This is a genomic window from Caulobacter sp. BE254 (genome assembly GCF_031457295.1).
Lineage (GTDB): Bacteria > Pseudomonadota > Alphaproteobacteria > Caulobacterales > Caulobacteraceae > Caulobacter.
This window is the reverse complement of sequence record NZ_JAVDWJ010000009.1, coordinates 1-24145: the sequence shown is the minus strand read 5'-3', so window position 1 is coordinate 24145 and position 24145 is coordinate 1. Positions and strand designations below refer to the sequence as shown.

Sequence of the window (24145 nt, the reverse complement as noted above, 5' to 3'; positions counted from 1 at the left end):
CTGGGCTGGACACGAATGGGCAACTTCACATCCCAGGTCCGAAGCGGGGCGGAAGCCGATCCGAAGTGCGCTGGGGGCGGAGCCCCAAGCCACCTGGCCGCGCAGCGGCCAGAACCAAGGCCGCGGCAGCGGCAAACAGACCCACGCGCTCGCCCCGAGCGCTTCTTCGCAAAATGAAGACTGCAAGGAGCCCGCGCTCGCGCGTGGCGGGAAGCGGCGCCGAGCGGCCGGCGGCGACCTCAAAGCTTATCTTTGAGGTCGCCCGCCAGGCGTCGCGCCCGAGGGAGCGGCGAAAGCCGCGGGACCGAGCGTGACCGCCGGCCGCTCTCCGGTTCTGGCGAAGCTGCGGAGCGCAAGCGAGCGGCGCAGCCGCCCTGGCATCGAACCGGGCCAAGCTTCGGGTCGACGTGGGCTCACACGAACATCCCGTGGCGTCGGACCCTTGCGATCCTGCCGTTTCATTGTCTTTGGCGCTGCCGGATACATGGCTCTGGTAAGCGCCTTGCCCTTGCGAAGCCAAACCCCAAACTCACCGCATCACGCGGAGCTTCCGGCATGCGACAGCTCGACCTCACCGCCCAAGATCAACATCAGGCGACGGATCGCCTCGCCTATCGGGTCAAGGAGGCCGCCGAAAGCCTGGCGATCAGCCGCAGCCGCTTCTACGAGTTGGTCGCGGCCGGCGAAATCCGCGTGTTGAAGGACGGATCACGCACGCTGGTGCGCCGGAGCGAACTGGTGGCCTATCTCGATCGCCTGGAAGAGGCTGGCGACGCGCTCAATCGGCGAGCGCGCCGGCGCTCGCCCAGTCGTTCATGAGGGCGTGACGCTTGGCGAACATGTCGCCGCGTCGGTAGGCGGCTTCGACCTTGTTGGCGACCTTGTGCGCCAGGGCCATCTCGATCATTTCGCCGGGATAGTTGGTGGTCTCGTGAGCCCAATCGCTGAAGGTGCTTCGGAAGCCATGGGTCGTCAGGTCGCTGCGCTTTAGGCCCTTGAGGACCTTGAGCAGGCTCATGTTGCTCAAGCCCTTGCCCGCCCGCAGGCCAAAGAACACCGGGCCGGTGGGCTCGGCCGGCTGCTCCGGCGCGCCCCTGCCCCGCCAGCGCCTGGCGTCGACCTCGAGCCACCGCACGTGCATGGCCTCGAGGATGGCGATCGCCGGCGCGCTGAGCGGAACGCGGTGATCCCGTTCGGCCTTCATGCGCTCGGCGGGGATGGTCCACACCTTCTTGACCAGGTCGATCTCGCTCCAGACCGCGCCGACGACCTCGCTGGTGCGCGCGACCGTCAGGATCGCAAATTCCAGCGCCCGCGCGGCCACGCCTTGGACCTTGGCCAGCCGTTTCATGAAGTCGGGGAGTTCCGGATACGGCAAGGCGGCATGGTGCTGAACCTTCGCCACCTTGGCCTTGGCCGGCAGGATCTTGTCCAGATGGCCTTTCCAGCGGGCGGGATTGTCGCCTGCGCGGTGGCCATAGACCGTGGCCCAATCGAGCACATTCTCGATCCGGCCGCGCACGCGGCTGGCCGTTTCGGTCTTGGACTGCCAGATGGGCTCGAGCACGGCCAGGACGTGGCGCGTTTCCACCTCGCCGACTGGCAGCTTGCCGATGCGCGGCGTGGCGTAGGTCGTCAGCGTGCTCTTCCACTGCTTGAGGTGCTTTTCATTTCGCCAGGCGGCCTTGTTGGCCTCGATATAGGCGTCCACGGCATCGTCGAAGGTGACGCCGCTGCCCTGCCCGAGCTTTTGGTCGGCCTCGGCCTTGCGACGCTCCTCGATCGGATCAAGGCCTTGGATGCGAAGCTGGCGCGCGTCCCTGGCCGCGGCGCGCGCCTGGGCGAGCGAAACGGTATGGGCTGGCCCCAGGCCCATTTGCCGCTGGCGCCCCGGGACCCTGTAGCGAAAAATCCACGAGCGCCCGCCGTCCCCCATGATCTGGAGGTACAGACCGCCGCCATCGGCATGGAGTCCCGGCGCGTCGAGTCGCCGGACCTGAAGGGCGTTCAGACGTTCAAGAAGCCGGGCCACTACCCACACTCCTACCCACTCACCTGACGTCGACTGTGCTGGATCTGACTGGACGCGTCCAAACACGATTTCGCGATTTTCCCTTGTAGAACAAGGAATTTAGCGGACCCGCATGGACGCTGACGGACACGTATGGATGGGGTGGTGGCGGAGACGGAGGGATTCGAACCCTCGATACCCTTTTGGGGTATGCCGCTTTAGCAAAGCGGTGCCTTCAGCCTCTCGGCCACGTCTCCTCCTGAGAGGGAGCGGTTCGATAGCCTGTTCGCGGCGGCATGACAACGCGCTGTCTCGAAAAATCCGCGTTAACGCGAAGCTCAGACCGCGAGGCTAGGTTGAACCCTGTTCTACAAGGGGTCGGAGCTTCATGTCGTCCGCTATCGCACATACGCCGGAACTCGACGATCTCGCGCTGACGGACTCCCCGTCGGCGTCCGGTGACGGCGACTCGGCCGAGGCCACGGGCCGGCGTGGTCCGTTCCGACCGGGCCGGCTGGTTCCGACCCGGGCCCGGATGCAGGTGCGCAGCCTGTCGCGGCTGTTCCGCGTGATCGACGGCCTGGCCTTCGCCGCGATCACCGCCGCCGCGATCGCCATCGCCCGCCCGGCTCCCACGGTCTACGCGCCGCTGGTCCTGGGCGCCCTGGCCCTGCTGCCCGCCCTCTACATGCTGGAGGCCTATACCTTCGACCGTCGCGAAACCCTGGGCCGCCAGGCGCTGCGCGTGTCGGCCGCCTTCGGCGCGGTCGCCGTGGTGGTGACGCTGGCGAGCCTGATCTTCGAACGCGGCCAGGCGGACACCGCCCTGACGGCCGGCTGGGCCGCGGCCATGGCCGTCGCCACCGCCGGGCTGCACCTGGCCTGGTGGCGCGCCGTCGACCACGGTCGCCGCGAAGGCCGCCTGACGCCGAACGTCGTGGTGGTGGGCGCGACCGCCAACGCCGAGCACTTCATCACCGCGGCCCTGGCCACCGGCGACGTCAACGTGCTGGGCGTGTTCGACGACCGCGCCCACCGCGCCCCGGCGCAGGTGCTGGGCGTGCCGGTGCTGGGCGACACCGACGCCCTGATCGGCCACCGCATCATGCCCTATGTCGATCGCGTGATCATCGCGGTGACCTCCACGGCCCAGATCCGCGTCGCCCAGCTGGTCGAGCGCCTGGAGGTCCTGCCCAACCCGGTCAGCCTGTTCGTCGATCTGGATCGCGAAGCTCAGCGCAACGCCTCCCTGGCCCGCTTCGTCGACCTGTCGGGCGCGACCACCGACGCCCGCCGCGCCTTCGTCAAGCGCGCCCAAGACCTGGCGATCGGCTCGGCCGGCCTGCTGGTCGCCGCGCCGGTGATGCTGCTGGTCGCCCTGGCCATCAAGCTGGACACGCCGGGCCCGGTGTTCTTCCGCCAGCGCCGCCACGGCTTCAACAACGAGGCCATTCGCGTCTGGAAGTTCCGCTCGATGCGCCACGAGGCCGCCGACGCCAAGGCCGCCCGCCAGGTCACCGCCGACGACGACCGCGTCACCAAGGTCGGCAAGTTCATCCGCAAGACCAGCCTCGACGAACTGCCCCAACTGTTCAACGTGCTGCGCGGCGAAATGTCGATGGTCGGTCCCCGCCCCCACGCCATCGGCATGAAGAGCGGCGACGTGGAATCCGAGACGCTGGTCGCCCGCTACGCCCATCGCCATCGCATGAAGCCTGGGGTCACCGGCTGGGCGGCGATCAACGGCTCGCGCGGCCCGGTCGACACCGCCGAGCAGGTGCAGGAGCGCGTGGCCCTGGACATCGAATATATCGAGCGCCAGTCATTCTGGCTGGACCTCTACATCATCGCCATGACCATTCCCTGCCTGCTTGGGGACCGGTCGGCGGTGCGCTAAGGACGAAACATGTTCTGGCGTGGCGTACTCGGATATCTGCCGGTCAACATCGCCCAGGGGGTGGTGGGGCTGCTCACCATCGTCCTGTTCACCCGGGTCCTGACGCCCGAGCAATACGGCGTCTACGCCCTGGCCTTCTCGGCCCTGAGCCTGACCCAGACCGTCCTGCTGACCTGGACCGAGGCGGCGATGGCCCGCTTCCATGCGCGCCAGGACGCCGACGGCCGCCTGCCCGACCATTTCGCAACCCTCTACCGCCTGTGGTTCGCCCTGGCCCTGGCCGTGCCGGTCGCCGCCGCCGGCGTGCTGCGCTTCGCCCCCCTCTCCGCCCCGCTCAAGGTCGCCGTCGCCGCGGCCTTCGCCGCCGTGGTGGTCCGGAGCCTGACCAAGCTGTCGCAGGAGCGTCGGCGTGCGGCCGGCGAAGTGTCGGGCGCGGCGCTGCTGGATATCGTCCAGACCGTGGGCGGCTTCCTGCTGGGCCTGGTCCTGGCCCTGGTCGGCCTGGGCGGCGCGGCCCCGCTGCTGGGCATGGGCGCGATCTCGCTGCTGTGCCTGGTGTTTGTCCTGCCCGCCGACCTGGGCCGCGCCAGGGGCGGCCGCTACGATCCGGCCATGGCCAAGGCCTACGCCGCCTATGGCTTGCCGGTGGCCCTGTCGCTGATCCTGGCCCTGGTGCTGTCGACCACCGACCGCTTCCTGCTGGCCGCCTTCCTGAACGAGCAGGCGGTCGGCGTCTATCACGCCGGCTATTCCCTGGGCTCGCGCACCCTGGACGTGGTGTTCATCTGGCTGGGCATGGCCGGCGGACCGGCCCTGGTCGCGGCGCTGGAGCGCGGCGGCCATCCCGCCCTGAAGGACGCCGCCCACGAGCAGGCCGGCTTCATGGTGCTGCTGACCCTGCCCGCCGCCGTCGGCCTGGCCCTGGTCGGCCGGCCCCTGGCCCAGGTGATGGTGGGGGCCGATCTCAGCGCCGGCGCCGGCCGGGTCGTGCCCTGGATCGCCGTGGCCGGCTGGCTGTCGGGCATGACCACCTATTACCTGCTGCAGGCCTTCACCCTGGGCAAGAAGACCATGATGCTGATCGCCTGCATGGCCGTTCCGGCCGGCGTCAACGTGATCCTGAACCTGGCCCTGATCCCGCGCTTCGGCCTGGACGGCGCCCTGTGGTCGACCGCCGCCAGCTACGGCGTCGGCGCCGTCGGCGCGACGATCCTGGGCCGCCGGGCCTGTCCCCTGCCCGTGCCTTGGGCGGTCCTGGCCAAGTCCGGTCTGGCCTGCGCCCTGATGGCCGCCGCGGTCTCGGTCGTGCCGGCCTTCGGCGGCGTGGTCGAGCTGGTCCTGAAGGCGTCGGCCGGCGCCGTGGTCTATGGCGTCGCGGCCCTGGCGCTGGACGCCGGCGGCCTGCGCGGCCGGGTCCAGGACATCCTCCAACGCCGACTGAAGCCCGCATGACCGCCGTGACCGAAACCCTGACCGACAACGCCGCCTGGGCCGCCTTGGACCAGAAGGGCGCCGCGCCGCGCTTGTCGGTATTGATCCCGACCTATCGCGACGACCCCTGCGCCCTGCTCAAGGCCCTGGACGAGCCCGGCGCCGACGCCGAGATCGTGCTGCTGGACGACGGCGGCGGCGACGAGGCCCTGACCCGGCGCATGGCCGCCCGCATCGAGAAGCTGAAGCTGCCGGCCCGGCTGATCGCGCTGTCGCCCAACGAGGGACGCGCCAAGGGCCGCAACCGCCTGGCCCGCCACGCCCGGGGTCGCCACCTGCTGTTCCTCGACAGCGACATGCTGCCCGATCCGATCGGCTTCCTGGCGCGTTGGTCGGCCGTCGCGGCGGACGATACGCCCGTGGCCTTCGGCGGCTTCACCCTGGACCAGACCCCGCGCCGTCCCGAGCACGAGTTGCACCGCTCCATGGCCCTGAAGAGCGACTGCACCCCGGCCCCGGAGCGGGCCAGGGAACCGGAAAAGCACGTCTTCACCTCCAACCTGCTGGTCCGCCGCGACGTTTTCGAAGCCATCGGATTCGACGAAGGCTTCGCTGGCTGGGGCTGGGAGGACGTCGAGTGGGCCATGCGCGTCGCACAGGTCCATCCGATCCTGCACATCGACAACTCGGCCACCCATCTGGGCCTCGACACCGCCGCGACCCTGGCCGCCAAGTACGAGCAATCGGCCGGCAACTTCGCCCGGGTGGTGGCCACGCACCGCGAAGTGGTCAGCGCCTATCCCAGCTACAAGGTCGCGAGAAGGCTGAAGGCCTTGCCGCTGCGCCGGGCCTGGCGGCCGATGCTGAAGACCTTCGCCCTCAACGAGGCGGCCCCGACGCCGCTCCGCGCCCTCGCCCTGCGGCTCTACCGCGCCGCGCTCTATTCGGACGCCGTCTGATGCAGATCTCTCACGAGAAAGTCGACGCCTACGAGCCCGACCGCAGCCTGAAGGGCAAGGTCCGCCGCCGGCTGATCCGCCTGGCCCATCGCCGTCCGGCCCGGGTGAAGCTGGAGCGGCCGATGGTGTCGTTCAGCTTCGACGACGCCCCGGCCACCGCCTGCGAGGCCGGAGCCCAGGTGCTGGAGGCCCGCGGCCTGCGCGGCACCTACTATTTCGCGGCGGGCCTGACCGGACGCGACGGCCCCATGGGCCGGTTCGCCACCGGCGAGGACGCCGCCCGCCTGCACGCCGCCGGCCACGAGATCGCCTGCCACACCTTCTCGCACCTGGACTGCGGCCAGGCCTCGCGAGCCGAGACTCTGGCCGACATCGATCTCAACGCCCGGCATCTGGTCGACTGGGGCGTGGGCCAGCCGGTCAGCTTCGCCTACCCCTACGGCGACGTCGCCGCGCCCGCCAAGACCGCTCTGGCCGGCCGCTTCAAGACCCTGCGCGCCCTGCACCATGGCCTGGTCGCCGACGGCGCCGACCTCAACCAGGCGCCGGCCGTCGGCATCGAGGGCGCGGACGGCGAGCAGGTCGCCCTGGACTGGCTGGACAAGGCCCACCAGCGCAAGGCCTGGCTGATCCTCTACACCCACGACGTCGCGCCCGAGCCGTCGCAGTGGGGCTGCACGACCTCGGCCCTGGAGCGGCTGGTCGACGGCGCCCTGACGGCGGGCTTCGACGTGGTGACCGTGGCCGAAGGCGCGCGTCGGATCGGGCTGTAGGCCGGTCTCAGTCCGGCTTTCCGCCCATCGTCACGAAGCCATGCGCCTCGGCCAGGCTGGCCTGGCCCGCCGCGATCCGCGCGGAAGGGTTGGGGCGAGGCTCGGCGACCTTGGTCAGGGTGTTGCGATCGACATGGCGGAACGGCGCGGTGCGGCCGCGCACCTGGAGCATGGTGGTGGACACGTACGACCAGCCGCCATCGGCGTCGAAGCGCACCTCCAGCTCGTAGGAATCCGTCCGGAACGCCCATTCCAGGAAGTCGGTCGAACAGATCCCGTAGCCGGGACCGCCGCGCTCCGCCCGGACGGTCAGGCCCGAACCGTCCGGTGCGGCGCGGCCGCTGGCCAGGGCCACCTGTCCGCGCGGGATGGCCAGGGTCTGCATGATCAGGCCGGTGGCCGGCTCCCAGAGCCAGTAGCCGACCTGGTCGTGGAAGGTGGTGTCCTCGTCGGACGCGACGATATGGACGTGATAGCGCAGCCCGTAGAGCAGTTGCGGGCCGTTCGCCTGGGGATCGATGGGCTGGATCTCGATGCGTTCGAGATAGTCGCGCCGCTCGGGCCCGTCGGCCTTCGGGTTCAGGTCGACGCCCTTGCGCCCCTCCCACACGCCGGCCAGCGGCCGCAGCGGACCCAAATTGGCCAGGGTGTCCGGATCCACGTCCTCCGGTTCGGTGAAGATGTCGTCGGAGAAGGTGATCATCGTGTCCCTGCCAGGTCAAAGCTGGGCACTGCCTCTAGCGAGATGGCTCTTCGCGTCAAGCTATCCTGGCCGACAGGTACGAGAGCTCCCTAGAGCAACCACCATAGCGCCAGCCCTATCGCCGCCGGCAGGGTCTGGATCAGCAGGATCGAGCGCTTGACGGTCAGGCCGCCCCAGACGCCGGCCACGGCCACGCAGGCCAGGCCGAAGAAGGCGAAGGCCTTGGCCGTCACCTCGTCGGGCCAGAACAGCCCCAGCGCCAGGGCCGCGACCAGGAAGCCGTTGTAGCAGCCCTGGTTCGACAGGGCCGGCTTGACGATCGCCGCCGCCTGGTCGGTCAGGCCGAACACCCTCTTGCCCCGGGTGTCGAACAGCACCGTCTCCAGAAGGACGATGTAGACGTGGATCAGGGCGACGATCCCGGTGACGATCTGGGCGGCCAGCAGCATGGGGTTGTCCCTCCAAAGGCGGGAGTGAGACCCGGTTCGCCCCTCAAAGCAACGCTTAGGCCTGGACCTCGCGGTCCGGGAAGGCCAGCTTGGCGGCGAAGGCGACGAACAGCACCCAGCGGAAATCGTTGTAGACCACCGCGATGCTCTCGGTCAGGGAAACCAGGCTGTAGACGACCAGGAACGGGAAGGCCAGCAGACCGCCGCCGCGGTCGCGGAAGACCGAGATCACCGCCAGGGTCATGGTCTGCAGGTAGAACAGCCCCCAGGCGATCAGGCCCACCAGGCCCAGGCCCAGCCACTGCTCCAGCCAGCTGTTGTGGGCGTGCTGGGCTTGGAAGCCGGCGTTCTTGCTGATCCAGGCGAACGGGCCCCAGCCGCTCTTGTCGCCCCATACGGCGGAGTAGCCATAGCCCTGCCAGGGGCGGTCCTGGATCTCGCGCATCACCGCGCTCCAGATCTTGGTGCGGCCGGTCAGGGTGGCGTCCTTGCCGAGGATGGCGAAGAACACGTCGGCGGCGAACAGGGAGAAGGCGACCAGCAAGACGACGCCGGTCACCCCCGCCCAGGTGGCCGCCGTGCCGACGGCCGGGCCGCGGCGGGCCACCAGCACGAAGCCGACCGCCCCCGCGCCCAACACCAGCGAGACCAGGGAGGTCTTGGAGGTCGACATCAGCACCAGCACCACCGCCAGCCCCGCGAAGGCCCACCAAAGCCGGGCGCGCCGGGGGTTGAGCAGGGCCGCCGCCGACAGGATGCAGAAACCGAAGGCCATCAGGCCGCCCAGGCCGTTCTTCTCGCGCCACAGGCCGCGCCAGGCGCCGGGGAACAGCTCGGTCATCACCCCGATGCGCGGCACGGCCAGGCAGACGACGAAACAGGCGACGATCAACACCGCGAAGGCCGCGCCCACCACCTCGGCCAGCTGCGGCCAGCGGAACCGCGCCGCCAGGGCCACGCCGCCCAGGGTGGTGCAGACCAGGGCGAAACAGCGCCGCACCGTCTGGTCGGGGTTCACCGACCAGAACATCGAGGCGACGGCCACCACCATCAGGACGACCAGGAACGGCTGACGGATCACCACCCGCAGGGTCGAGCCCGGCCGCAGGGCGATCAGGGCGAAACCGGCGGCGTAGGCGGGCAGATAGCCCAGGCGCAGGATGGCCGAGCCGGCCTCGGTGGCGTTCTCGCCGACCGCCGGCAGTTCCCAGCCGCCGCTGAACACCAGCAAGGCGAAGACGGCCAGGCCAAACAGCGCGATCTGCGAGAACATCAGCCGGGCTGGCGCGGCGGGCGCCGCGCCACGCACGACGGTCACAGCCCAACCCTCACAGCAAAGTCCTCACGGCAGGATGGCCTTCAGGAACTTCGGCGGCTGGACCGAGGCCTGGTTGAAGAACACGCCCGCCGTGCGTCCGCCCGCCGAGGCCAGGGCGTCGCGCAGCAGGCCCGGCGGCCGCACGTCCGGCTGCTGGGCGCTGACCACCAGCACCGTCTGGTCCATGTGCTGGGCCAGGGTCAGGGCGGCCTGCGAGACCTCGGCCGACGGGCTGTCGACGACGACGATCTCGGCGTGGCGGCGCAGGGCCGCCCAGTATTCGACCCCGGGCAGGATGTGCACCTTCTGGCGGCCGCGCAGGGCCTCGCGGTTGAAGCGCGTCACCCAGAAGCGCGGCCCGCCCACGCTGTGGGCCGTCAGGTACTTGGCGTCGGGCCACACGCCGCCGCCGGGCTTGGGGGCCGGCGGCTGGACGGTGAAGAAGGCCGAGCCGTCGGGCGAGGCCGGGGCCCCGCTCCCGAGTTGGCCATAGCGTTCGGGATCGGCGGCGATGGCCTGGTATTGCGGCGAGGTGACCAGGTCCAGGTCGATCAGCCAGGTCTTGCGGCCGGCCCGCTTGGCGGCGAAGCGGGCGAATTCGCGGGCGGCCGTCGAGGTCCCCTCCCCACGCCGGGCGGCGACGAACTGGACGACGTGCGCGCGGCCGGGCGCAGGGGCGCCCAAGGACCCCCACAGCTCCGCCATCTCGACGTTCAAATCCACCATTCGCCGAATCGCCGCGCGTTGAAGTCCGTTTACCTTAAGGCCCAAACGCGCTCGCGCGAAAGGCGACGAAAGCGCTCAGGGTGAAGGGCCTCAGCGCTTGTAGCTGGCCGTGGCCAGCACTGGCAGGCCCAGGGTGCGCGAGGCGGACGCCGGGGTCTGCAGGCCGGGGCGCAGCAGCATGCGCACCAGGCCGGCGCAGGCGGCGGTGAAGGCCGCGAACAGGAAGGCCAGCACGATGATCGGCTTCTGCAGGCTCTTGCCTGTCGACGGGGCCACGGCGCGCTGGACGATGCGAATGTTGTCGCTGCCCTCGGCCGACATCTGCCGCTGGGCCTGGTCCTGCTGCTCCTTGACCGTGAAATCCTTGACGCTGGACGACAGCACGTCGCGGTCGCGCGACAGCTGGTTGAAGGTCGGCTCCAGCTCGGAGAGCCGCAGCAGGCGCTGGTTCACGTCCTGGACCTGCTGGGTGTAGGCGTTCAGCGCCTGCTGCAGCGCGGCGACCTCGGCGGTCAGGTCGTTGCGGGTGGACTGCAGGGTCTGCCAGATCGGGTTGGGGCCGCTGCGGCGCGCGCCCTCGCCGTTGGTGCGGCCCGACGAGACGCCCTGCTCCAGCTGGGCGATCTGCGCCTCGATGTCGCGGACCGGCTGGGCGTCGGGGCGATAGCGGGACAGCAGGCCTTCGCGGTCCAGCTTCAACTGGGCCAGCTTGCCGGACGCCGACATGTCGCTGTCGCGGTACAGCACCATGTCGGTCGGCGTGCGGGCCAGCTCGGCCTGGACGGCGGCCAGCCGGCCCCGGCGGTCCTGCAGCTGGGCCTCGGTGGCGTATTTCTGCGACTCGGCCTGGGCCTGAAGTTGGGTCAAGGCGGTCTTCTGGGCGGTGAAGTCGCCGATGTCGTTGCCCGACAGGAAGGCCTGGTAGGCCGCGTCGGTCTGGGCCAGCTTCTCGGTGAACAGCTCGCGCTGGCGCTCCAGCCCATTGCCGTCGCCGCCGATCAGCAGGCTGCGGCGATAGATCAGATATTCCTCGAGCAGGGTGTTGAGCACCTTCTCGGCGACTTCCGGATCCTGGTTGGAATAGGACAGGCGAATGATCGAGTTGTCGGGAGCGGTCTCGATCTTCAGATTGCGGGCCAGGCTTTCGCGCCCCTCGGCCATCAGCTTGCGCTTTCCCTCGGGCGAGGCGACCGCGTACTTGGCGGCGCCGCCGGGAAAGACCCGGCCAAAGCCGACCTTGCGGATCACCCGCTCGCGCAGCTCGCCGCTGCCCAGGATCTCGGATTCCGACTGGGTCACCTGGTCGACGTCGGGCACCGCGCCGCGGGCGGCGTCGCCGGCCCGGGGCTCGTAGACATATTCCTGGCCCAGGCGGACGAAGAGGCTGGAACTGGCGGTGTAGGTCTTCTTCTGGGTGAAGGCGAAACCGGCCCCCAGAGCGAAGATCACCACGAAGACCAGGAGCATCAGCCAGCGTTCGCGCCACAGCAGGGTGACGAAGTCGGTCGGCGCATAGCGGGCGCGCGCCGCCCAGTCGCTACGCGACGGCGGATCATGCGGCACACTCGTCCAGGCGCTCGTCGTCGACATGCGAATCCGATGGGTTCAATCTCGGCCTCACCCTGGTCGGAGCGCGCTTAAGGAGTCGTTACCCATTCCTGTTAAGACTTGTCGCATGCACAGGCGCACCATCCTCTCGGCGGCTTTCGCCCTGCCCTTCGCGGCCACCGGGCTCTCGCTCGGCTTGGCCGGCTGCGGCCACGTGGACCGCGAACCGATCACGCCCACGGCCCGTCCGACGGCGACTTTTTCCGATATCGGCTATGCCGACTGGTCGGACCAGGAGCCCGACTACCGGTTCTATCCGGGCGACGAGCTGGAAGTCAGCGTGCCGTCGGCGGTCGAGCTGAACAAGTCCGTGGTGGTGCAGCCGGACGGCCGCGTCGCTTTGCCGCTGATCGCGCCGGTCATGGCGGCCGACCGCACGATCGGCGAACTGGAAGCCTCGATCACCCAGGCCTATTCCAGCCAGCTGCTGCGGCCGCAGGTGCAGGTGTCGATCAAGGCGACGGCGCCGCTGAAGGTGTTCGTGGGGGGCGAGGTCGGCAATCCGGGCGCCTTCGACATGGCCGGCGACAGCGACGCGCTGCGGGCGATCATCCAGGCCGGCGGGTTCAAGACCTCGGCCAAGCGCACGTCTGTGGTGATCATTCGCCGCGGGCCCAACGGCCGGGCCATGCTGCGCACGGCCAACCTGCTGTCGGGGATGACCAACGGCCGGGCGGACCTGGTGCCGCTACGCCGTTTCGACGTGGTCTACGTGCCGCGCAGCGGGGTGTCCGAGGCGGGCCTGTTCATGCAGCAGTATTTCCGAGACCTGCTGCCGATCAGCTTCAGCTACGCGATCAACGGCTTCAGCGGAAACTGAAGCGGATCAACGCTCAGGCCGGCCGCTGCGCGCCGTGCTTGATGTGTAGGATCTCGACACGATCGCCCTTGACCTCATAGACCACCAGGTAGGGCCTCACCACGACCAGCTCGCGAACGCCATCGCCTATCGGCCGACCTCGGTTTGGATGGTCGGCCAGGCTGCGAACCGTCGAGACCAGCCGAGCCGTAAAGCGTCGGGCCGCGAGAGGCGCGAACTGATTGATGTAGCTGTCGATACCGGCGAGATCCCGAACAGCTCTCGGCGACCAGATCACGCGAAGGGCAGACGTGTCGGCCATCCGTTCAGCCTCGCCCAGAGCTAAATCACGGCGCGTAGGGCGTTAGTCGCCAGCTCCGGGAGGAGGCAGCTTGTTCGGCGTTCCCCATGACAAGAGCCAGGCCTCGACAGCCTCGTTGCTCACGAACTGGCCCGCCGCGATCTCGGCGCGGGCCTCGACGATCGCTGCGACGTCGCTGGCTTCATCCAGGTCGTCAAAGATAGCGGGTTCCAACTTCATGCCATCAATCTAGCACAACCGCGATCACGATGGCAGGGATGCCGGCTTCAGCCGTGGGCCAGCCATTCGCGCGCCTGGCGCTGGGCTTCGGCGACGTCCTCGCTGGCCATCTCCTGCGAGATTTCCTTGCGATAGACCTTGGCTTCGACCGAACCGCGCATGGCGGCCAGGTTGAACAGCATGTGGGCCGACACGTAGTCCAGCGGCGCGCCGCCCTGGCCGGTCGAATAGAGCATGCCCATGCGGAACAGCTCATCGCCCGAGGCGTCGGCGGTCGGCAGCGGGATCCCGTGGATGGCGGCCGGCGGTTCGATACTCATCATCATGGCTTCAAGTCCCCTTCCCAGCCCACTTCGCCATTCCGGCTCCGCTTGGCTCGAGAACAGAAAAGTCCCTCGCCACTGAACATATAGTTAAGGGCGCCGACATCATGAATCTTGCCCATGAATACAGAAACCATTCATAGGTATTACGCTGCATTCACGGGTGTTACTGAATGTAAACTCCCGTCTACAAGGCGTTAACGGGCGCGCTGGCCGAACAGCACCTTTCGGGCCTCTTCCTGCGCCTTTCCGGGCGCTTGCAGGCCCTGGCGGCGCAGTTCCGCGCCCAGCTTGAAGCCCCGGTCGACGGCGTCACGGGCGCCCATGCGCTCGAACCAGGCCTTCAGATGCGGAAACTCGTCAAGCACGATGCCCTGGTTTTTCCATGGCGCAACCCATCCCCAGCACGCGAAGTCGGCGATGGACAATTGGCCGCAGATGAAATCCTTCCCGTCCAGCTGCTTGTTCAGCACGCCGTACAGCCGGTGCGTCTCGTTGGTGTAGCGGATGGCGCCATAGGCGATCTGGCGCTGGTCGCTGACGATGGCGGCGGCGTATTGGCGGAAATGGTGGGTCTGGCCGGCCATGGGCCCCAGCCCGCCCATCTGCCACATCAGCCACTGGTCGATCTCGACCCGCTGGCGCTCGCTGGCCCCGTAGAACCGGCCGGTCTTCCGGCCCAGGTACTGCAGGATGGCCCCGGACTCGAACACCGAGATCGGCTGGCCGTCGGGACCGTCGGGATCGACGATGGCCGGCATGCGGTTGTTGGGGCTGATGGCCAGGAAGTCCGGCTTGAACTGTTCGCCCGCCCCGATGTTCACCGGGATCATCGTGTAGGGCAGGCCCATCTCCTCCAGGGCGATGGAGATCTTCCAGCCGTTGGGCGTGGGCCAGTAGTACAGGTCGATCGGGCGGCTCATCGACGCGCTCCCTGAAGCGTTTTGTCTGAAGACGTTGTGTTTGACCGCCAACATGGTCTCGCCGGACGCCCGCGCCAAGGCCGCCCATGCTGCAGCCTGACGGCGCCGTTCAGATCAGGTTCAGCCAGCGCGGCGGAAACTGTCTTCAAGGTCGAGGGATCAGGCGGTTCGGAGAGCCGCCGACCGAAGAAGGAGACGTCGGACATGAAGCGCTTGTTGCTCACCATCGCCGCCGCGGCCGCCGTGGCCGGCCCCATGGCCATGGCCGGCGACGCTTCGGCCCAGGATCGCGGCCGCGGCCATGGCGATCGCCACGGTGACCGGGATTACGGCCGCCATGACGGCGGTCGCTGGGACGGCGACCGTCACGACGGCCGCGGCGATGGTCGCTGGGACGGCCGCGGCGATGGCCGTTGGGATGGCCGTCACGACAACGGCCGCCACAACGGCTGGGATCGCGGCGACCGTTGGGACGGCCGCCGCTACAACGGCTACTATTACAACAACCGCTGGAGCTATGGCGCGCCGCCCCCCCATTACTACGGCCATCCGGGCTATCGGCCTGGCTACAACGCCTGGCGCCGCGGCGGTTATCTGCCGCCCTATTATCGCGGCAACGGCTATATCGTCCACGACTACGGATACTATCGCCTGCGCCCGCCGCCCCGCGGTTACTACTGGTACCGGGCCGGCAACGACTACGTCCTGGCGGCGATCGCCACCGGACTGATCTTCGACATCATCAACAACTAGGCGATGTCGACCTGAAGCGTCTGGCGACGCTTTCCAAAACTCTTGGTAAGCGTCGCCATTCGCCACATCCTGGCCGCGTATGCGGCGAAATCGCCCGATTGGCGAGTTATTCCCACCGCATTCCCAGGTCAGCGTGGCGGCCGTGTCACTTTCCGACGCGACAGTAACGAGACGCTTCCATGACCAAGCTCCGCCTCACGGCCGCCGTCGCTGCACTGACCCTCGCCGGCTATGCCGGGTCGGCCCTGGCTCAGCAAACCGCGCCCACCGATCCGACCCCGCAGACCACCCAAAGCGCGCCCTCCTCGTCCACGACCTCGCCGTCCTACGGCAGCGACCCGGCGGCCACGCCGGCCCAGGATCCGGCGGCTGACGCCGGCGCCAGCGGCACGCCAAGCTCGGCGACCGCCTCCGACACCTCGACCGACGCCTCGGCCCCCGCCGCCGACAGCAAGGCCGAGAAGAAGGCCAAGAAGCACCACAAGCCGGCGGAAAGCTCCGACCCGGCCGGCGCTTCGACCACGGACACGCCCAAGCCTTAAGACCCGTTCCGAGACCAGATCAGGCCCGTCGCGCTCGCGCGGCGGGCCTTTCTTCGTGCACGCTGAACGAGCAGAGGGCAAATCACGATACTTTCTGTTGCACTCCACTCGGAGTTCGCGCCATGCTGGCGATGCGCCTGACACGGCGGGTCGGCCCGGCCCGTCGCCCAGCGCGAGGGTCGGGACATGGGGCAGGCGGCGCAGCAGAACTGGACGATCAACGACGCCCTCGCCGCGGAGCCCGTCGACGCACACGCCGACGCGGCTTTTCGCGCCACGCTGGACCTGCTCGCGCTGATGCATGATCGCCCGAGCCAAGCTCGGCGACTGCCGGCCATCGCCCGCTTTCCTTATGAAAATCACGCGACCTCCGCCTGGCGCGAGGAGCAACAGCGCTTCCAGCGTGTCTGCGGCTGCGCGGCCAGCGCCGTCAGCGCCCTGACGGCCATGGGCCTGGCCGCGATCTGGAGCCTGACCCACGGCGACGGCGTGCAGCCCCTTGGCCTGGCGCTCCGCACGCTGGCCCTGGTCCTGGCCGCCGGACTCGCCGCGGGCGTGGCGGGCAAGCTGACCGGCCTGGCGCTGGGCGCCGCCCGCTTCCGCCGCGCCACGGTCCGCGCCATCGCCGAACTCGGCCGTACGACGGCCGCCCTTCTCTAGCCCGCGTCCCTAAAAGTCACTCTTCGGGAGACTTTAGATGTCGAAGTGCACCCAGGTCGTCGACGGCGCCGTGATGGACTGTCACGAGGTTCTGGACGAGGCCAAGTCAGGTTGCGTGTCGTGGGCCGACGAAGGCTCGAAGAAATGCGGAACCTGGGCTGACGAAGGCTCGAAGAAATGCGGGACCTGGGCCGACGAAGGCTCGAAGGAATGCGGGACCTGGGCTGACGAAGGCTCCAAGCACTGTTGCACATGGTGGCCGTGCAGCTGGTTCTGCAAGGCTTGGTACTGGGTCGCCAAGTGGGTCTGCAAAGCCTGGTACTGGGTCGCCAAGTGGGTCTGCAAGGCCTGGTACTGGGTAGCCAAGTGGGTCTGCAAGGCCTGGTACTGGGTGGCCAAGTGGGTCTGCAAGACCTTCCTGTGGATCTTCAAGGCCGTGTGCACGATCGTCGGCTGGATCTTACGGACGGTGTGCAGGGCCTGGAACGGGATCGTCTGCACCTTCAAGGCCGGCGGCAAGTCGTCCATGCCGCGCAAGGTCGAGAAGGTCTTCGTGCTGATGCTCGAGAACCGCTCCTACGACCACCTGCTCGGCTTCGCCGCCCTGACCGGGATCGACCCCGCCGGCCAGCCCACGCGGGCCGACGACTTCGCCGGCAAGGACCTGACCCAGCCGCCCTTCGTCAACCTGACGCGGGGCGGCGTCGCCGTCAGCCCCACGCCGACCGCCGTCTTCAAGATCGTCGACGAGGACAAGGACCCGCCGCACGAGTTCATCGACATCCTGCTGCAGATGACCGGATCGACGGCCTGGGACAACAACACCGTCCATCCCTATCCGGCTCCGCAGAACAACGGCTTCGTCTTCAACTACGAGGACGCGGGATCGGCGCATCCGGCCAACGTCATGAACTGTTTCGACCCGGCCAGCGTGCCGATCATCACCACCCTGGCCCGGGAGTTCGCCGTCTGCGACGCCTGGTTCGCCTCCCTGCCCGGCCCCACCTGGCCCAACCGCTTCTTCGTCCACGCCGCCAGTTCCGGCGGGCTGGACGACAGCCCCAGCGGCCTGGAAAGCGCGGCGGCCGAGCTGATCGACGGCTTCAGCTTCCAGCACGGCACGGTGTTCGACGCCCTGGACAGCAACTGCGTCGACTGGCGGGTCTTCGAAGGCGACGAGCTGCCGCAATGCTTCGCCCTCAAGGGCATGACCCTGGCGGCGCTGGGCGGTTGCTTCACCGACATGGACGAGTTCGCCGAGGAGGTGAACAAGGCCGACTTCGAGCCGTCCTACATCTTCATCGAACCCAGCTACGGCAACATCCTGCCGACCACGGCGGGCGACTATACCTGTGGCACGTCCCAGCACCCGCTGGACGACGTCACCCGGGGCGAGCGGCTGATCAAGGCGGTCTACGAGACCATCCGCAACTCGCCGCACTGGGAACGCAGCGCGCTGATCATCACCTACGACGAGCACGGCGGCTTTTTCGACCACGTCAAGCCGCCGACGGCCCCCGCGCCCGGCGACAAGTTGGCGGCGGCGTCCAACAACCACCACAACTTCGACTTCAAGCAGCTGGGCGTCAGGGTGCCGGCGGTGATCGTCTCGCCATGGGTCAATCGCGGGGTCATCGACCACACGGTCTACGACCACAGCTCGCTGGTCCGGTCCCTGGGCCTGTTGTTCAAGTTTTCGCCCCTGACCCGCCGCGACGGCATGGCCAAGGACTTCCTGCACCTGTTCAATCGCAGCGCGCCGCGCACCGACGCACCCACCACCCTGCCCGAAGTTCCGGACTCTGGATTCGAGTGCACTCGGGCGGCCCTGACCTGGGCGCTGGACAACGGCCTGCCCGAGGCCCGCGAACCAGAGACCGGGGAAAGCAGCTCGCCCCTGACCGGCGCGCCCGGCGCCCCGCCCTCGACCCATCACGGCGATCCGCCCCTCACTCACGGCGGCGCCCGGCCGCCGGTGATCGGCGAAGGCCGGCCGGTGCCGGCCTCGTTCTGGGGCTTCATGCACGTGGCCTATCGCAAGGCCACCTCCTACGGTCCCGGCCGGCTGAAGGCCAGGCGCGAGCTGACCCCGCAATATCGCGCGGTCCGCACGGAGGCCGACGCCCGGCGGTTCATCCACGAGGCGCGGCTGCGGGTCCGCAAGCTGACCCGTCCGGGCCGTCCGTTCGAGCCCCTGACGCTGCATGGCGGGCCGCCGCCCCAGACGCCGGCGCCCAAGCCGAAACCGCCGACCCGGCGACCGCCCAAGACCCAGGCCTAGAGCATCACTCGGAAAAGTGGACGCCGGTTTTCCGCAAAAGCGATGCGAAGACAGAAACCTAGAGCAAGACGCGCGATTTCTATATCGCGCGGCTTGCTCTAGCGGCACGAAGAAGGGCCCGCCGCTCGCGCGACGGGCCCTTGTCATGGCGACTCTCGCCAACGCGGGAGAGGGGCTACAGCCCCAGCTTGCTCCGCAGAAGCTCGTTGACGGTGGCCGGATTGGCCTTGCCGCCGGTCTCCTTCATCACCTGGCCGACGAACCAGCCGATGGCCTGGGGCTTTTCCTTCACGGCCTCGGCCTTGTCGGGATTGGCCGCGATCAGCGTGTCGATCGCCGCCTCGATGGCGCCGGTGTCGTTGATCTGCACCAGGCCGCGCGCCTCGACGATCTGCGCTGGACGGCCCTCGCCGGCCCACATGTGCTCGAAGACCTCCTTGGCGATCTTGGAGCTGATCGTGCCGTTCTCGATCAGTTCGACCAGTTGGGCGATGTCTTGCGGCGGCAAGGGCGAGCCGGCGATCTCGTGGCCGCCGGCCGACAGCTTCGACAGCAGCTCGTTGGTCACCCAGTTGGACACCAGCTTGGCGTCGCGGCCCTTCGCGGCGGCCTCGAAATAGTCGGCGCGGTCGGCCTCGATGATCAGCACGCCGGCGTCATAGGCCGACAGGCCGTACTGGCTCTGCAGGCGCTGCTTCTTGGCGTCGGGCAGTTCCGGCAGGGTGTCCTCGATCGCCTTCACCCACGCGGGATCCAGCACCAGCGGCAGCAGGTCCGGGTCGGGGAAGTAGCGGTAGTCGTGCGCCTCTTCCTTCGATCGCATCGAGCGGGTCTCCAGCTTGTTCGGGTCGAACAGCCGGGTCTCCTGGTCGATCTTGCCGCCGTCCTCCAGGATCTCGATCTGGCGACGGGCCTCGTACTCGATGGCCTGCTGGATGTAGCGGTAACTGTTGACGTTCTTGATCTCGCAGCGCGTGCCCAGGTGTTTGAAGCTGCCCGTCTCGCGGAACTTCTCGTAGTCGCCCGGACGGCAGACCGAGACGTTGACGTCGGCGCGCAGGTTGCCCTTCTCCATGTCGCCGTCGCAGGTGCCCAGATAGACCAGGATCGTCCGCAGCTTCTTGACGTAGGCGGCGGCCTCTTCCGAGCTGCGCATGTCGGGCCGGGAGACGATCTCCATCAGCGCCGTGCCCGCGCGGTTCAGGTCGACATAGGTGGCGTTCGGGTCCTGGTCGTGCAGCGACTTGCCGGCGTCCTGCTCCAGGTGCAGGCGCTCGATGCGCACGTCGAAGGTCGTGCCGTCGTCACGCTCGACGGTCACCACGCCCTCGCCGACGATCGGCTGGTCGAACTGGCTGATCTGATAGCCCTGCGGCAGGTCGGGATAGAAGTAGTTCTTGCGGTCGAACCGGCTCTTCAGATTGATCTGCGCCTTCAGGCCCAGGCCCGTCTTCACCGCCTGCTCGACGCAGAACCGGTTCAGCACGGGCAGCATGCCGGGCATGGCCGCGTCCACCAGGCTGACCTGCTGGTTCGGCCCCGCGCCGAAACCGACGGCGGCGCCGGAGAACAGCTTGGACACACTGGCGACCTGGGCGTGGACCTCGAGGCCGAGCACGATTTCCCAGGGGCCGGTGCGGCCTTGGATCACTTTGGAAGAGGCGGTTTCGGTCATGTCTCAATTCCTGGCCACGGGAATGGCCGCCTAGAAAGAGTCTCTTCCCTCCCCCTTGTGGGGAGGGTGGCCCGCGTAGCGGGTCGGGTGGGGCTCGCGGCGTCGAGGGCGCGACAAATCACGTCCACCACCGCATCGATGTCCTCATGCACCGCCCGGGTCGTGAAGCGCAAGGTTTGGAAGCCCGAACCGAGGAAAACTTGGTCGCGACGAGCGTCGTGAGCGCGCTGTTCGATTTCGTCGTGGTGGGGGCCATCCACCTCGATAACCAGTCTTCGGCCGAGGCAGATGAAGTCTGGATAATACCCCAGCAGCGGCGCCTGTCGCCGAAAGTGAAAGCCGTCTGCTCGCAACGACCGGAGCCTCACCCACAAGCGAACCTCCTGCCCGCTCATCGCCTTCCGCAATGTCCTTGCGCGGTTCACGCTCATGACTTGATCCCCCACCCGACCCGCTACGCGGGCCACCCTCCCCGCAAGGGGGAGGGAAAGGTTATCGAGCGTCGCTGAGACCAAGATTTCGCTCAACTTGAAAAATGACCGCTTCTTGTCAAACTAGAGGTCATTCCTGGCCAACCGGAACCGCTAGCGTCACCTCCCGTTGACTCCTCGAACGCGAATAACTCGCCGGAGGAAATCATGGCTGTTCTGAACCTCGATGCTGGAGAACCTTATGTCGCCCCCGCGACTAACGCGGATTCTTCGGCTCTCTTTCCGAGCGCGCCCGTCTATGCTCGCACGCCGACCAAAAAGTCTTCGTCCAACCTGCCGCTGATGATCGGCCTGCCGGTGCTGGCCATCGCGGTCGGCGGGTTGGCCTGGGGCCTGATGAGCCGTCCGGCCCAGACCCCGACCACCGGCGAGGCGCCGCCCGCCAAGGTGGCCGAGGCCCAACCCCTGCCCACGACCCAACCGCCGGCCCCGATGCCGACCCCGGTTCCCGCCACCACGCCCGCCGCGACCCAGGCCCCGGCCCCAGCCCCGACCCAGATGGCCCGCGCCGAGACGGCTCCGCCGCCGCGGGTGACCCAGCCCGCCCGTCGCGCCGCTCCGGCCCGCCGCGCGGCCCCGGAAACCGCGCCCGACGCCGGCTCGGCCTCCGAAAACGTCAGCGCCACGGTTCCGGCCCCGGTCGCAGCCCCGGCCCCGGCGCCGGTGATCGCCGCTCCGGCCGCCCCGGCCCCGACGCCCGCGCCGGCCCCGACGCCTGCTCCGGCGACCGTCCCGGCCTCGCCGGACACCCCGATGTAGTTGTCAGTAGCGTAGCGTAAAAAAGGGCGGCTCCTCGCGGGGCCGCCCTTTATCCTGTCCGGTCGGTTAGCGGCCGATCACCACCAGCGGTCGGCCTTGGCCTTGAAGTCGGCGGCCTTTTCGATGGCCCCGGCCACCGAGAACACCGTTCCCTCGTCCAGCGGCTTGCCGATGATCTGCAGACCCAGCGGCAGGCCGTTGGCGTCCAGGCCGGCCGGCAGGGACAGGCCCGGCAGGCCCGCCAGGTTGGTCGTCACCGTGAACACGTCATTCAGGTACATGGCGATCGGGTCGTTGCTGTTCTCGCCCAGGCCGAACGCCGCTGACGGCGCGGTCGGGGTCAGGATGGCGTCGACCTTTTCCCAGGCGCTGTCGAAGTCCTCGGCGATGCGGCGGCGCACCTTCAGGGCCTTCAGGTAGTAGGCGTCGTAATAGCCCGCCGACAGCACATAGGTGCCGATCAGGATGCGGCGCTTGACCTCGTCGCCAAAGCCTTCAGCGCGGGTGTTCTCGTAGACCTCGGTGAGGTTGCCGCCCTCGGCCCGCAGGCCGTAGCGCATGCCGTCGTAGCGGGCCAGGTTCGACGAGGCCTCGGCCGGGGCCACGATGTAATAGGCCGGCAGGGCGTACTTGGTGTGCGGCAGGCTGATCTCGACGATCTCGCAGCCGGCCTCCTTCAGCCAGGCGATCCCGTCGGCCCACAGCTTCTCGATCTCGGCGGGCATGTTGTCGACCCGGTATTCCTTGGGAATGCCGATCCGCAGCCCCTTGACCGACTTGCCGACGAAGGCGGCGAACTCGGGAACCGGCACGTCCAGGCTGGTGGAGTCCTTGGGGTCGTGGCCCGACATCGAGGTCAGCAGGATCGCGGCGTCCTCGACGGTCTTGGCGATCGGCCCGGCCTGGTCCAGCGAGCTGGCGAAGGCCACCGTGCCCCAGCGCGAGCAGCGGCCGTAGGTCGGCTTGATGCCCACGGTGCCGGTGAACGCGGCCGGCTGGCGGATCGAGCCGCCGGTGTCGGTGGCGGTGGCGCCCAGGCACAGGTCGGCGGCCACGGCCGCGGCGCTGCCGCCCGAGCTGCCGCCGGGGGTCAGGGCCTGGTTCGAGCCGGCCTTGCGCCAGGGATTGATCACCGGTCCATAGGCGCTGGTCTCGTTCGACGAGCCCATGGCGAACTCGTCCAGGTTCAGCTTGCCCAACATCACCGCCCCGTCGCGCCACAGCTGGCTGGTGACGGTCGACTCGTAGTGCGGGACGAACGGCTCGAGGATCTTCGAGGCGGCCGTGGTCGGCACGCCTTCGGTGCAGAACAGGTCCTTGATGCCCAGGGGAATGCCGTCCAGCGAACGGGCAGCGCCAAGCGCCCTGCGGGCGTCCGAGGCGGCGGCCATCGACAAGGCCCGCTCGGGCGTCTCGACCAGGAAGGCGTTCAGGCCGCGGGCGGCCTCGACGGCCTCGATATGGGCCTTCGTCAGCTCCACCGAGGTGAAGTCCCCGGCGGCCAGCCCGTCCAGCGCGCCCTTCAGGGTGAGAGAGGTCAGCGCCTTCATTATTCGACCACCTTGGGGACCACGAAGAAGCCGCCCACCGACTTGGGGGCGTTGCCGGTGACCACCTCGGCGTCGCCGCCCATGGTCACCACATCGTCGCGCAGCGGCAGGCCGGCGTGCACGACGCTGGTCAGCGGCTCGACGCCGTCGGTATCGACCTCGGCCAGCTGCTCGATCCACATCATGATGCCGTTGAGCTCCTGGGCCAGGGGCTCCAGGCGATCTTCGGGCGTGGCGATCCGCGCGAGCCGCGCGACCTTCCGCACGGTGGCGGCGTCAATGGCCATGGGGGCCTCCTGAAATTCGAGCGTGTGGGTTAGCCGTGCGAGGGGCGCTTTGACAAGCTGTTCCCCGTGTTATGAGGACTAATGCCCGTTCTCGACATCGCCGAATTCGCCGCCGCCCTCCCCGATTTCCTGCCGATCGTCGGCCTGGATCCTGGCGAGAAGACCATCGGCGTGGCCGTTTCGGACGTCACCCTGACCGTCGCCAGCCCCCTGGCCCTGATCAAGAAGACCAAGTTCAGCGAGGACGCCGAGGTGTTGTTCAAGCTGATGGGCAGCCGCAAGGCGGCGGGGATCGTCATCGGGCTGCCGATGAACATGGACGGCACCGAGGGCGTGCGCTGCCAGTCCAACCGGGCGCTGGGCCGCAACCTGCTGCGCCTGCAGCCCCACCTGCCGATCACCTTCTGGGACGAGCGCCTATCGACGGCGGCCGTGACCCGGGTGCTGATCGACGAGCATGACGTCAACCGCAAGCGCCGCGCCGAGGTCGTCGACAAGATGGCCGCCGCCTGGATCCTGCAAGGGGCGCTGGAGCGGATCCGGGGGATCAACGAGGCGGCCGGCAAGGGATTCTGACCAGATCCTCCCCCCGTGGGGGAGGTGTCGGCGAAGCCGACGGAGCGACTGTCTGGTCTGTCAAGCGGCGACCAGGGCGCGTCGAGCGTCGCGGGCCTTGGCGTTGAGGC

General features: G+C 68.6%; 26 protein-coding genes and 1 tRNA gene. 12 read left to right on the top strand and 15 right to left on the bottom strand.

The annotated features are described in order from the left end of the window. Positions 1 to 555 precede the first annotated feature (555 nt). Positions 556 to 819, top strand: a complete 264-nt coding sequence (locus J2X41_RS16395; protein WP_056760396.1) for a helix-turn-helix domain-containing protein — start codon at positions 556 to 558, stop codon at positions 817 to 819. Here the strand turns inward: J2X41_RS16395 and J2X41_RS16390 are convergent. Both J2X41_RS16390 and J2X41_RS16385 read right to left on the bottom strand, forming a co-directional pair. After that, positions 779 to 2098: a phage integrase central domain-containing protein gene (locus tag J2X41_RS16390; RefSeq protein WP_310083115.1), complete on the bottom strand. Its 1320-nt coding sequence runs from the start codon at positions 2096 to 2098 to the stop codon at positions 779 to 781. The two genes, J2X41_RS16395 and J2X41_RS16390, sit on opposite strands and share 41 nt — an antisense overlap. 79 nt (positions 2099 to 2177) lie before the next feature. Then, positions 2178 to 2268 (bottom strand) — tRNA-Ser (locus J2X41_RS16385). Between the two features lie 131 nt (positions 2269 to 2399). Here J2X41_RS16385 and J2X41_RS16380 point away from each other — a divergent pair. From J2X41_RS16380 to J2X41_RS16365, 4 genes are read left to right on the top strand one after another with little or no spacing between them, the layout of a single operon-like run. After that, a complete protein-coding gene (locus tag J2X41_RS16380; protein ID WP_310083113.1) occupies positions 2400 to 3908 on the top strand; it encodes an exopolysaccharide biosynthesis polyprenyl glycosylphosphotransferase in 1509 nt (502 codons plus the stop codon). Between the two features lie 9 nt (positions 3909 to 3917). Further along, positions 3918 to 5360, top strand: coding sequence for a lipopolysaccharide biosynthesis protein (locus tag J2X41_RS16375; RefSeq protein WP_310083111.1), 1443 nt, complete (start codon positions 3918 to 3920; stop codon positions 5358 to 5360). Next, positions 5357 to 6298 carry a glycosyltransferase family A protein gene (locus J2X41_RS16370; RefSeq protein ID WP_310083109.1) on the top strand — a complete coding sequence of 314 codons (942 nt, stop codon included), beginning with the start codon at positions 5357 to 5359 and terminating at the stop codon, positions 6296 to 6298. The genes J2X41_RS16375 and J2X41_RS16370 overlap by 4 nt, the downstream gene beginning before the upstream one ends. Further along, positions 6298 to 7071 carry a polysaccharide deacetylase family protein gene (locus J2X41_RS16365; protein ID WP_310083107.1) on the top strand — a complete coding sequence of 258 codons (774 nt, stop codon included), beginning with the start codon at positions 6298 to 6300 and terminating at the stop codon, positions 7069 to 7071. Before J2X41_RS16370 ends, J2X41_RS16365 begins: the two co-directional genes overlap by 1 nt. A gap of 7 nt (positions 7072 to 7078) precedes the next feature. On the opposite strand, the gene J2X41_RS16360 is transcribed toward J2X41_RS16365, so the two are convergent. The 5 genes from J2X41_RS16360 to J2X41_RS16340 all read right to left on the bottom strand — a co-directional run bounded on the left by J2X41_RS16360 (position 7079) and on the right by J2X41_RS16340 (position 11857). After that, positions 7079 to 7774, bottom strand: coding sequence for a heme-binding beta-barrel domain-containing protein (locus J2X41_RS16360; protein WP_310083105.1), 696 nt, complete (start codon positions 7772 to 7774; stop codon positions 7079 to 7081). An 89-nt stretch (positions 7775 to 7863) separates the two neighbouring features. After that, complete coding sequence (locus J2X41_RS16355; RefSeq protein WP_310083103.1) at positions 7864 to 8223, bottom strand: DUF1304 domain-containing protein; 360 nt, start codon at positions 8221 to 8223, stop codon at positions 7864 to 7866. Between the two features lie 55 nt (positions 8224 to 8278). Continuing rightward, positions 8279 to 9496 carry an O-antigen ligase gene (locus tag J2X41_RS16350; RefSeq protein ID WP_310083428.1) on the bottom strand — a complete coding sequence of 406 codons (1218 nt, stop codon included), beginning with the start codon at positions 9494 to 9496 and terminating at the stop codon, positions 8279 to 8281. 69 nt (positions 9497 to 9565) lie between these two features. After that, entirely contained in the window at positions 9566 to 10267 is a 702-nt protein-coding gene (locus J2X41_RS16345) for a sugar kinase (RefSeq protein WP_310083101.1), read from the bottom strand. A 90-nt stretch (positions 10268 to 10357) separates the two neighbouring features. After that, the gene (locus J2X41_RS16340) at positions 10358 to 11857 is read right to left on the bottom strand and encodes a GumC family protein (RefSeq protein WP_310083098.1); all 1500 of its coding nucleotides are present in this window, start codon (positions 11855 to 11857) and stop codon (positions 10358 to 10360) included. An 85-nt stretch (positions 11858 to 11942) separates the two neighbouring features. On the opposite strand from J2X41_RS16340, the gene J2X41_RS16335 reads away from it, so the two are divergent. Further along, positions 11943 to 12695, top strand: coding sequence for a polysaccharide biosynthesis/export family protein (locus J2X41_RS16335; protein ID WP_310083096.1), 753 nt, complete (start codon positions 11943 to 11945; stop codon positions 12693 to 12695). A gap of 13 nt (positions 12696 to 12708) precedes the next feature. Here J2X41_RS16335 and J2X41_RS16330 read toward each other — a convergent pair whose 3' ends face one another. From J2X41_RS16330 to J2X41_RS16315, 4 genes are all read right to left on the bottom strand, one after another. Further along, entirely contained in the window at positions 12709 to 12996 is a 288-nt protein-coding gene (locus tag J2X41_RS16330; protein WP_310083094.1) for a type II toxin-antitoxin system RelE/ParE family toxin, read from the bottom strand. Positions 12997 to 13038: 42 nt separating this feature from the next. Further along, the gene (locus tag J2X41_RS16325; RefSeq protein WP_310083092.1) at positions 13039 to 13215 is read right to left on the bottom strand and encodes a CopG family transcriptional regulator; all 177 of its coding nucleotides are present in this window, start codon (positions 13213 to 13215) and stop codon (positions 13039 to 13041) included. A 47-nt stretch (positions 13216 to 13262) separates the two neighbouring features. Then, positions 13263 to 13541 (bottom strand): sel1 repeat family protein, encoded by a 279-nt coding sequence (locus J2X41_RS16320; RefSeq protein ID WP_035081619.1) that lies wholly within the window; start codon positions 13539 to 13541, stop codon positions 13263 to 13265. Between the two features lie 194 nt (positions 13542 to 13735). Then, positions 13736 to 14461 (bottom strand): glutathione S-transferase N-terminal domain-containing protein, encoded by a 726-nt coding sequence (locus J2X41_RS16315; RefSeq protein ID WP_310083090.1) that lies wholly within the window; start codon positions 14459 to 14461, stop codon positions 13736 to 13738. A gap of 204 nt (positions 14462 to 14665) precedes the next feature. Here J2X41_RS16315 and J2X41_RS16310 point away from each other — a divergent pair, with 204 nt between their 5' ends. The 4 genes from J2X41_RS16310 (at position 14666) to J2X41_RS16295 (ending at position 18697) form a co-directional block, all read left to right on the top strand. Then, positions 14666 to 15214, top strand: coding sequence for an RcnB family protein (locus J2X41_RS16310; protein ID WP_310083088.1), 549 nt, complete (start codon positions 14666 to 14668; stop codon positions 15212 to 15214). A 179-nt stretch (positions 15215 to 15393) separates the two neighbouring features. Further along, a complete protein-coding gene (locus tag J2X41_RS16305) occupies positions 15394 to 15756 on the top strand; it encodes a proteophosphoglycan 5 (protein WP_310083087.1) in 363 nt (120 codons plus the stop codon). Between the two features lie 186 nt (positions 15757 to 15942). Then, entirely contained in the window at positions 15943 to 16416 is a 474-nt protein-coding gene (locus J2X41_RS16300; RefSeq protein WP_310083086.1) for a hypothetical protein, read from the top strand. 37 nt (positions 16417 to 16453) lie between these two features. After that, positions 16454 to 18697 (top strand): alkaline phosphatase family protein, encoded by a 2244-nt coding sequence (locus J2X41_RS16295; protein ID WP_310083084.1) that lies wholly within the window; start codon positions 16454 to 16456, stop codon positions 18695 to 18697. Positions 18698 to 18872: 175 nt separating this feature from the next. On the opposite strand, the gene gatB is transcribed toward J2X41_RS16295, so the two are convergent. Beyond that, positions 18873 to 20372, bottom strand: a complete 1500-nt coding sequence (gatB, locus tag J2X41_RS16290; RefSeq protein ID WP_310083083.1) for an Asp-tRNA(Asn)/Glu-tRNA(Gln) amidotransferase subunit GatB — start codon at positions 20370 to 20372, stop codon at positions 18873 to 18875. Then, on the bottom strand, positions 20369 to 20767 hold the full coding sequence (locus J2X41_RS25330) for an endonuclease domain-containing protein (RefSeq protein WP_404979946.1): 399 nt from the start codon (positions 20765 to 20767) through the stop codon (positions 20369 to 20371). The genes gatB and J2X41_RS25330 overlap by 4 nt, the downstream gene beginning before the upstream one ends. 243 nt (positions 20768 to 21010) lie before the next feature. Between J2X41_RS25330 and J2X41_RS16285 the strand changes: the two genes are divergently transcribed. Further along, positions 21011 to 21622: a hypothetical protein gene (locus J2X41_RS16285; RefSeq protein WP_310083082.1), complete on the top strand. Its 612-nt coding sequence runs from the start codon at positions 21011 to 21013 to the stop codon at positions 21620 to 21622. Positions 21623 to 21699: 77 nt separating this feature from the next. Here J2X41_RS16285 and gatA read toward each other — a convergent pair whose 3' ends face one another. Continuing rightward, the gene (gene gatA, locus J2X41_RS16280; RefSeq protein WP_310083081.1) at positions 21700 to 23172 is read right to left on the bottom strand and encodes an Asp-tRNA(Asn)/Glu-tRNA(Gln) amidotransferase subunit GatA; all 1473 of its coding nucleotides are present in this window, start codon (positions 23170 to 23172) and stop codon (positions 21700 to 21702) included. Then, positions 23172 to 23459: an Asp-tRNA(Asn)/Glu-tRNA(Gln) amidotransferase subunit GatC gene (gene gatC, locus J2X41_RS16275; RefSeq protein ID WP_310083080.1), complete on the bottom strand. Its 288-nt coding sequence runs from the start codon at positions 23457 to 23459 to the stop codon at positions 23172 to 23174. The genes gatA and gatC overlap by 1 nt, the downstream gene beginning before the upstream one ends. An 81-nt stretch (positions 23460 to 23540) precedes the next feature. Here gatC and ruvX point away from each other — a divergent pair, with 81 nt between their 5' ends. Further along, positions 23541 to 24035, top strand: a complete 495-nt coding sequence (gene ruvX / locus J2X41_RS16270) for a Holliday junction resolvase RuvX (protein WP_310083079.1) — start codon at positions 23541 to 23543, stop codon at positions 24033 to 24035. The last annotated feature ends 110 nt before the right edge of the window (positions 24036 to 24145 follow it).

Coding starts and splice junctions, on each gene's coding strand:
- J2X41_RS16365 (WP_310083107.1), top strand. CDS start 6,298: ATGCAGATCTCTCACGAGAAAGTCGACGCCTACGAGCCCGACCGCAGC.
- J2X41_RS16315 (WP_310083090.1), bottom strand. CDS start 14,461: ATGAGCCGCCCGATCGACCTGTACTACTGGCCCACGCCCAACGGCTGG.
- J2X41_RS16360 (WP_310083105.1), bottom strand. CDS start 7,774: ATGATCACCTTCTCCGACGACATCTTCACCGAACCGGAGGACGTGGAT.
- J2X41_RS16335 (WP_310083096.1), top strand. CDS start 11,943: ATGCACAGGCGCACCATCCTCTCGGCGGCTTTCGCCCTGCCCTTCGCG.
- J2X41_RS16320 (WP_035081619.1), bottom strand. CDS start 13,541: ATGATGATGAGTATCGAACCGCCGGCCGCCATCCACGGGATCCCGCTG.
- ruvX (WP_310083079.1), top strand. CDS start 23,541: ATGCCCGTTCTCGACATCGCCGAATTCGCCGCCGCCCTCCCCGATTTC.
- J2X41_RS16310 (WP_310083088.1), top strand. CDS start 14,666: ATGAAGCGCTTGTTGCTCACCATCGCCGCCGCGGCCGCCGTGGCCGGC.
- J2X41_RS16375 (WP_310083111.1), top strand. CDS start 3,918: ATGTTCTGGCGTGGCGTACTCGGATATCTGCCGGTCAACATCGCCCAG.
- gatB (WP_310083083.1), bottom strand. CDS start 20,372: ATGACCGAAACCGCCTCTTCCAAAGTGATCCAAGGCCGCACCGGCCCC.
- J2X41_RS16340 (WP_310083098.1), bottom strand. CDS start 11,857: ATGTCGACGACGAGCGCCTGGACGAGTGTGCCGCATGATCCGCCGTCG.
- J2X41_RS16380 (WP_310083113.1), top strand. CDS start 2,400: ATGTCGTCCGCTATCGCACATACGCCGGAACTCGACGATCTCGCGCTG.
- J2X41_RS16370 (WP_310083109.1), top strand. CDS start 5,357: ATGACCGCCGTGACCGAAACCCTGACCGACAACGCCGCCTGGGCCGCC.
- J2X41_RS16300 (WP_310083086.1), top strand. CDS start 15,943: ATGGGGCAGGCGGCGCAGCAGAACTGGACGATCAACGACGCCCTCGCC.
- J2X41_RS16345 (WP_310083101.1), bottom strand. CDS start 10,267: ATGGTGGATTTGAACGTCGAGATGGCGGAGCTGTGGGGGTCCTTGGGC.
- J2X41_RS16305 (WP_310083087.1), top strand. CDS start 15,394: ATGACCAAGCTCCGCCTCACGGCCGCCGTCGCTGCACTGACCCTCGCC.
- J2X41_RS25330 (WP_404979946.1), bottom strand. CDS start 20,767: ATGAGCGGGCAGGAGGTTCGCTTGTGGGTGAGGCTCCGGTCGTTGCGA.
- J2X41_RS16295 (WP_310083084.1), top strand. CDS start 16,454: ATGTCGAAGTGCACCCAGGTCGTCGACGGCGCCGTGATGGACTGTCAC.
- J2X41_RS16330 (WP_310083094.1), bottom strand. CDS start 12,996: ATGGCCGACACGTCTGCCCTTCGCGTGATCTGGTCGCCGAGAGCTGTT.
- J2X41_RS16325 (WP_310083092.1), bottom strand. CDS start 13,215: ATGAAGTTGGAACCCGCTATCTTTGACGACCTGGATGAAGCCAGCGAC.
- J2X41_RS16395 (WP_056760396.1), top strand. CDS start 556: ATGCGACAGCTCGACCTCACCGCCCAAGATCAACATCAGGCGACGGAT.
- J2X41_RS16350 (WP_310083428.1), bottom strand. CDS start 9,496: ATGTTCTCGCAGATCGCGCTGTTTGGCCTGGCCGTCTTCGCCTTGCTG.
- gatA (WP_310083081.1), bottom strand. CDS start 23,172: ATGAAGGCGCTGACCTCTCTCACCCTGAAGGGCGCGCTGGACGGGCTG.
- J2X41_RS16355 (WP_310083103.1), bottom strand. CDS start 8,223: ATGCTGCTGGCCGCCCAGATCGTCACCGGGATCGTCGCCCTGATCCAC.
- gatC (WP_310083080.1), bottom strand. CDS start 23,459: ATGGCCATTGACGCCGCCACCGTGCGGAAGGTCGCGCGGCTCGCGCGG.
- J2X41_RS16285 (WP_310083082.1), top strand. CDS start 21,011: ATGGCTGTTCTGAACCTCGATGCTGGAGAACCTTATGTCGCCCCCGCG.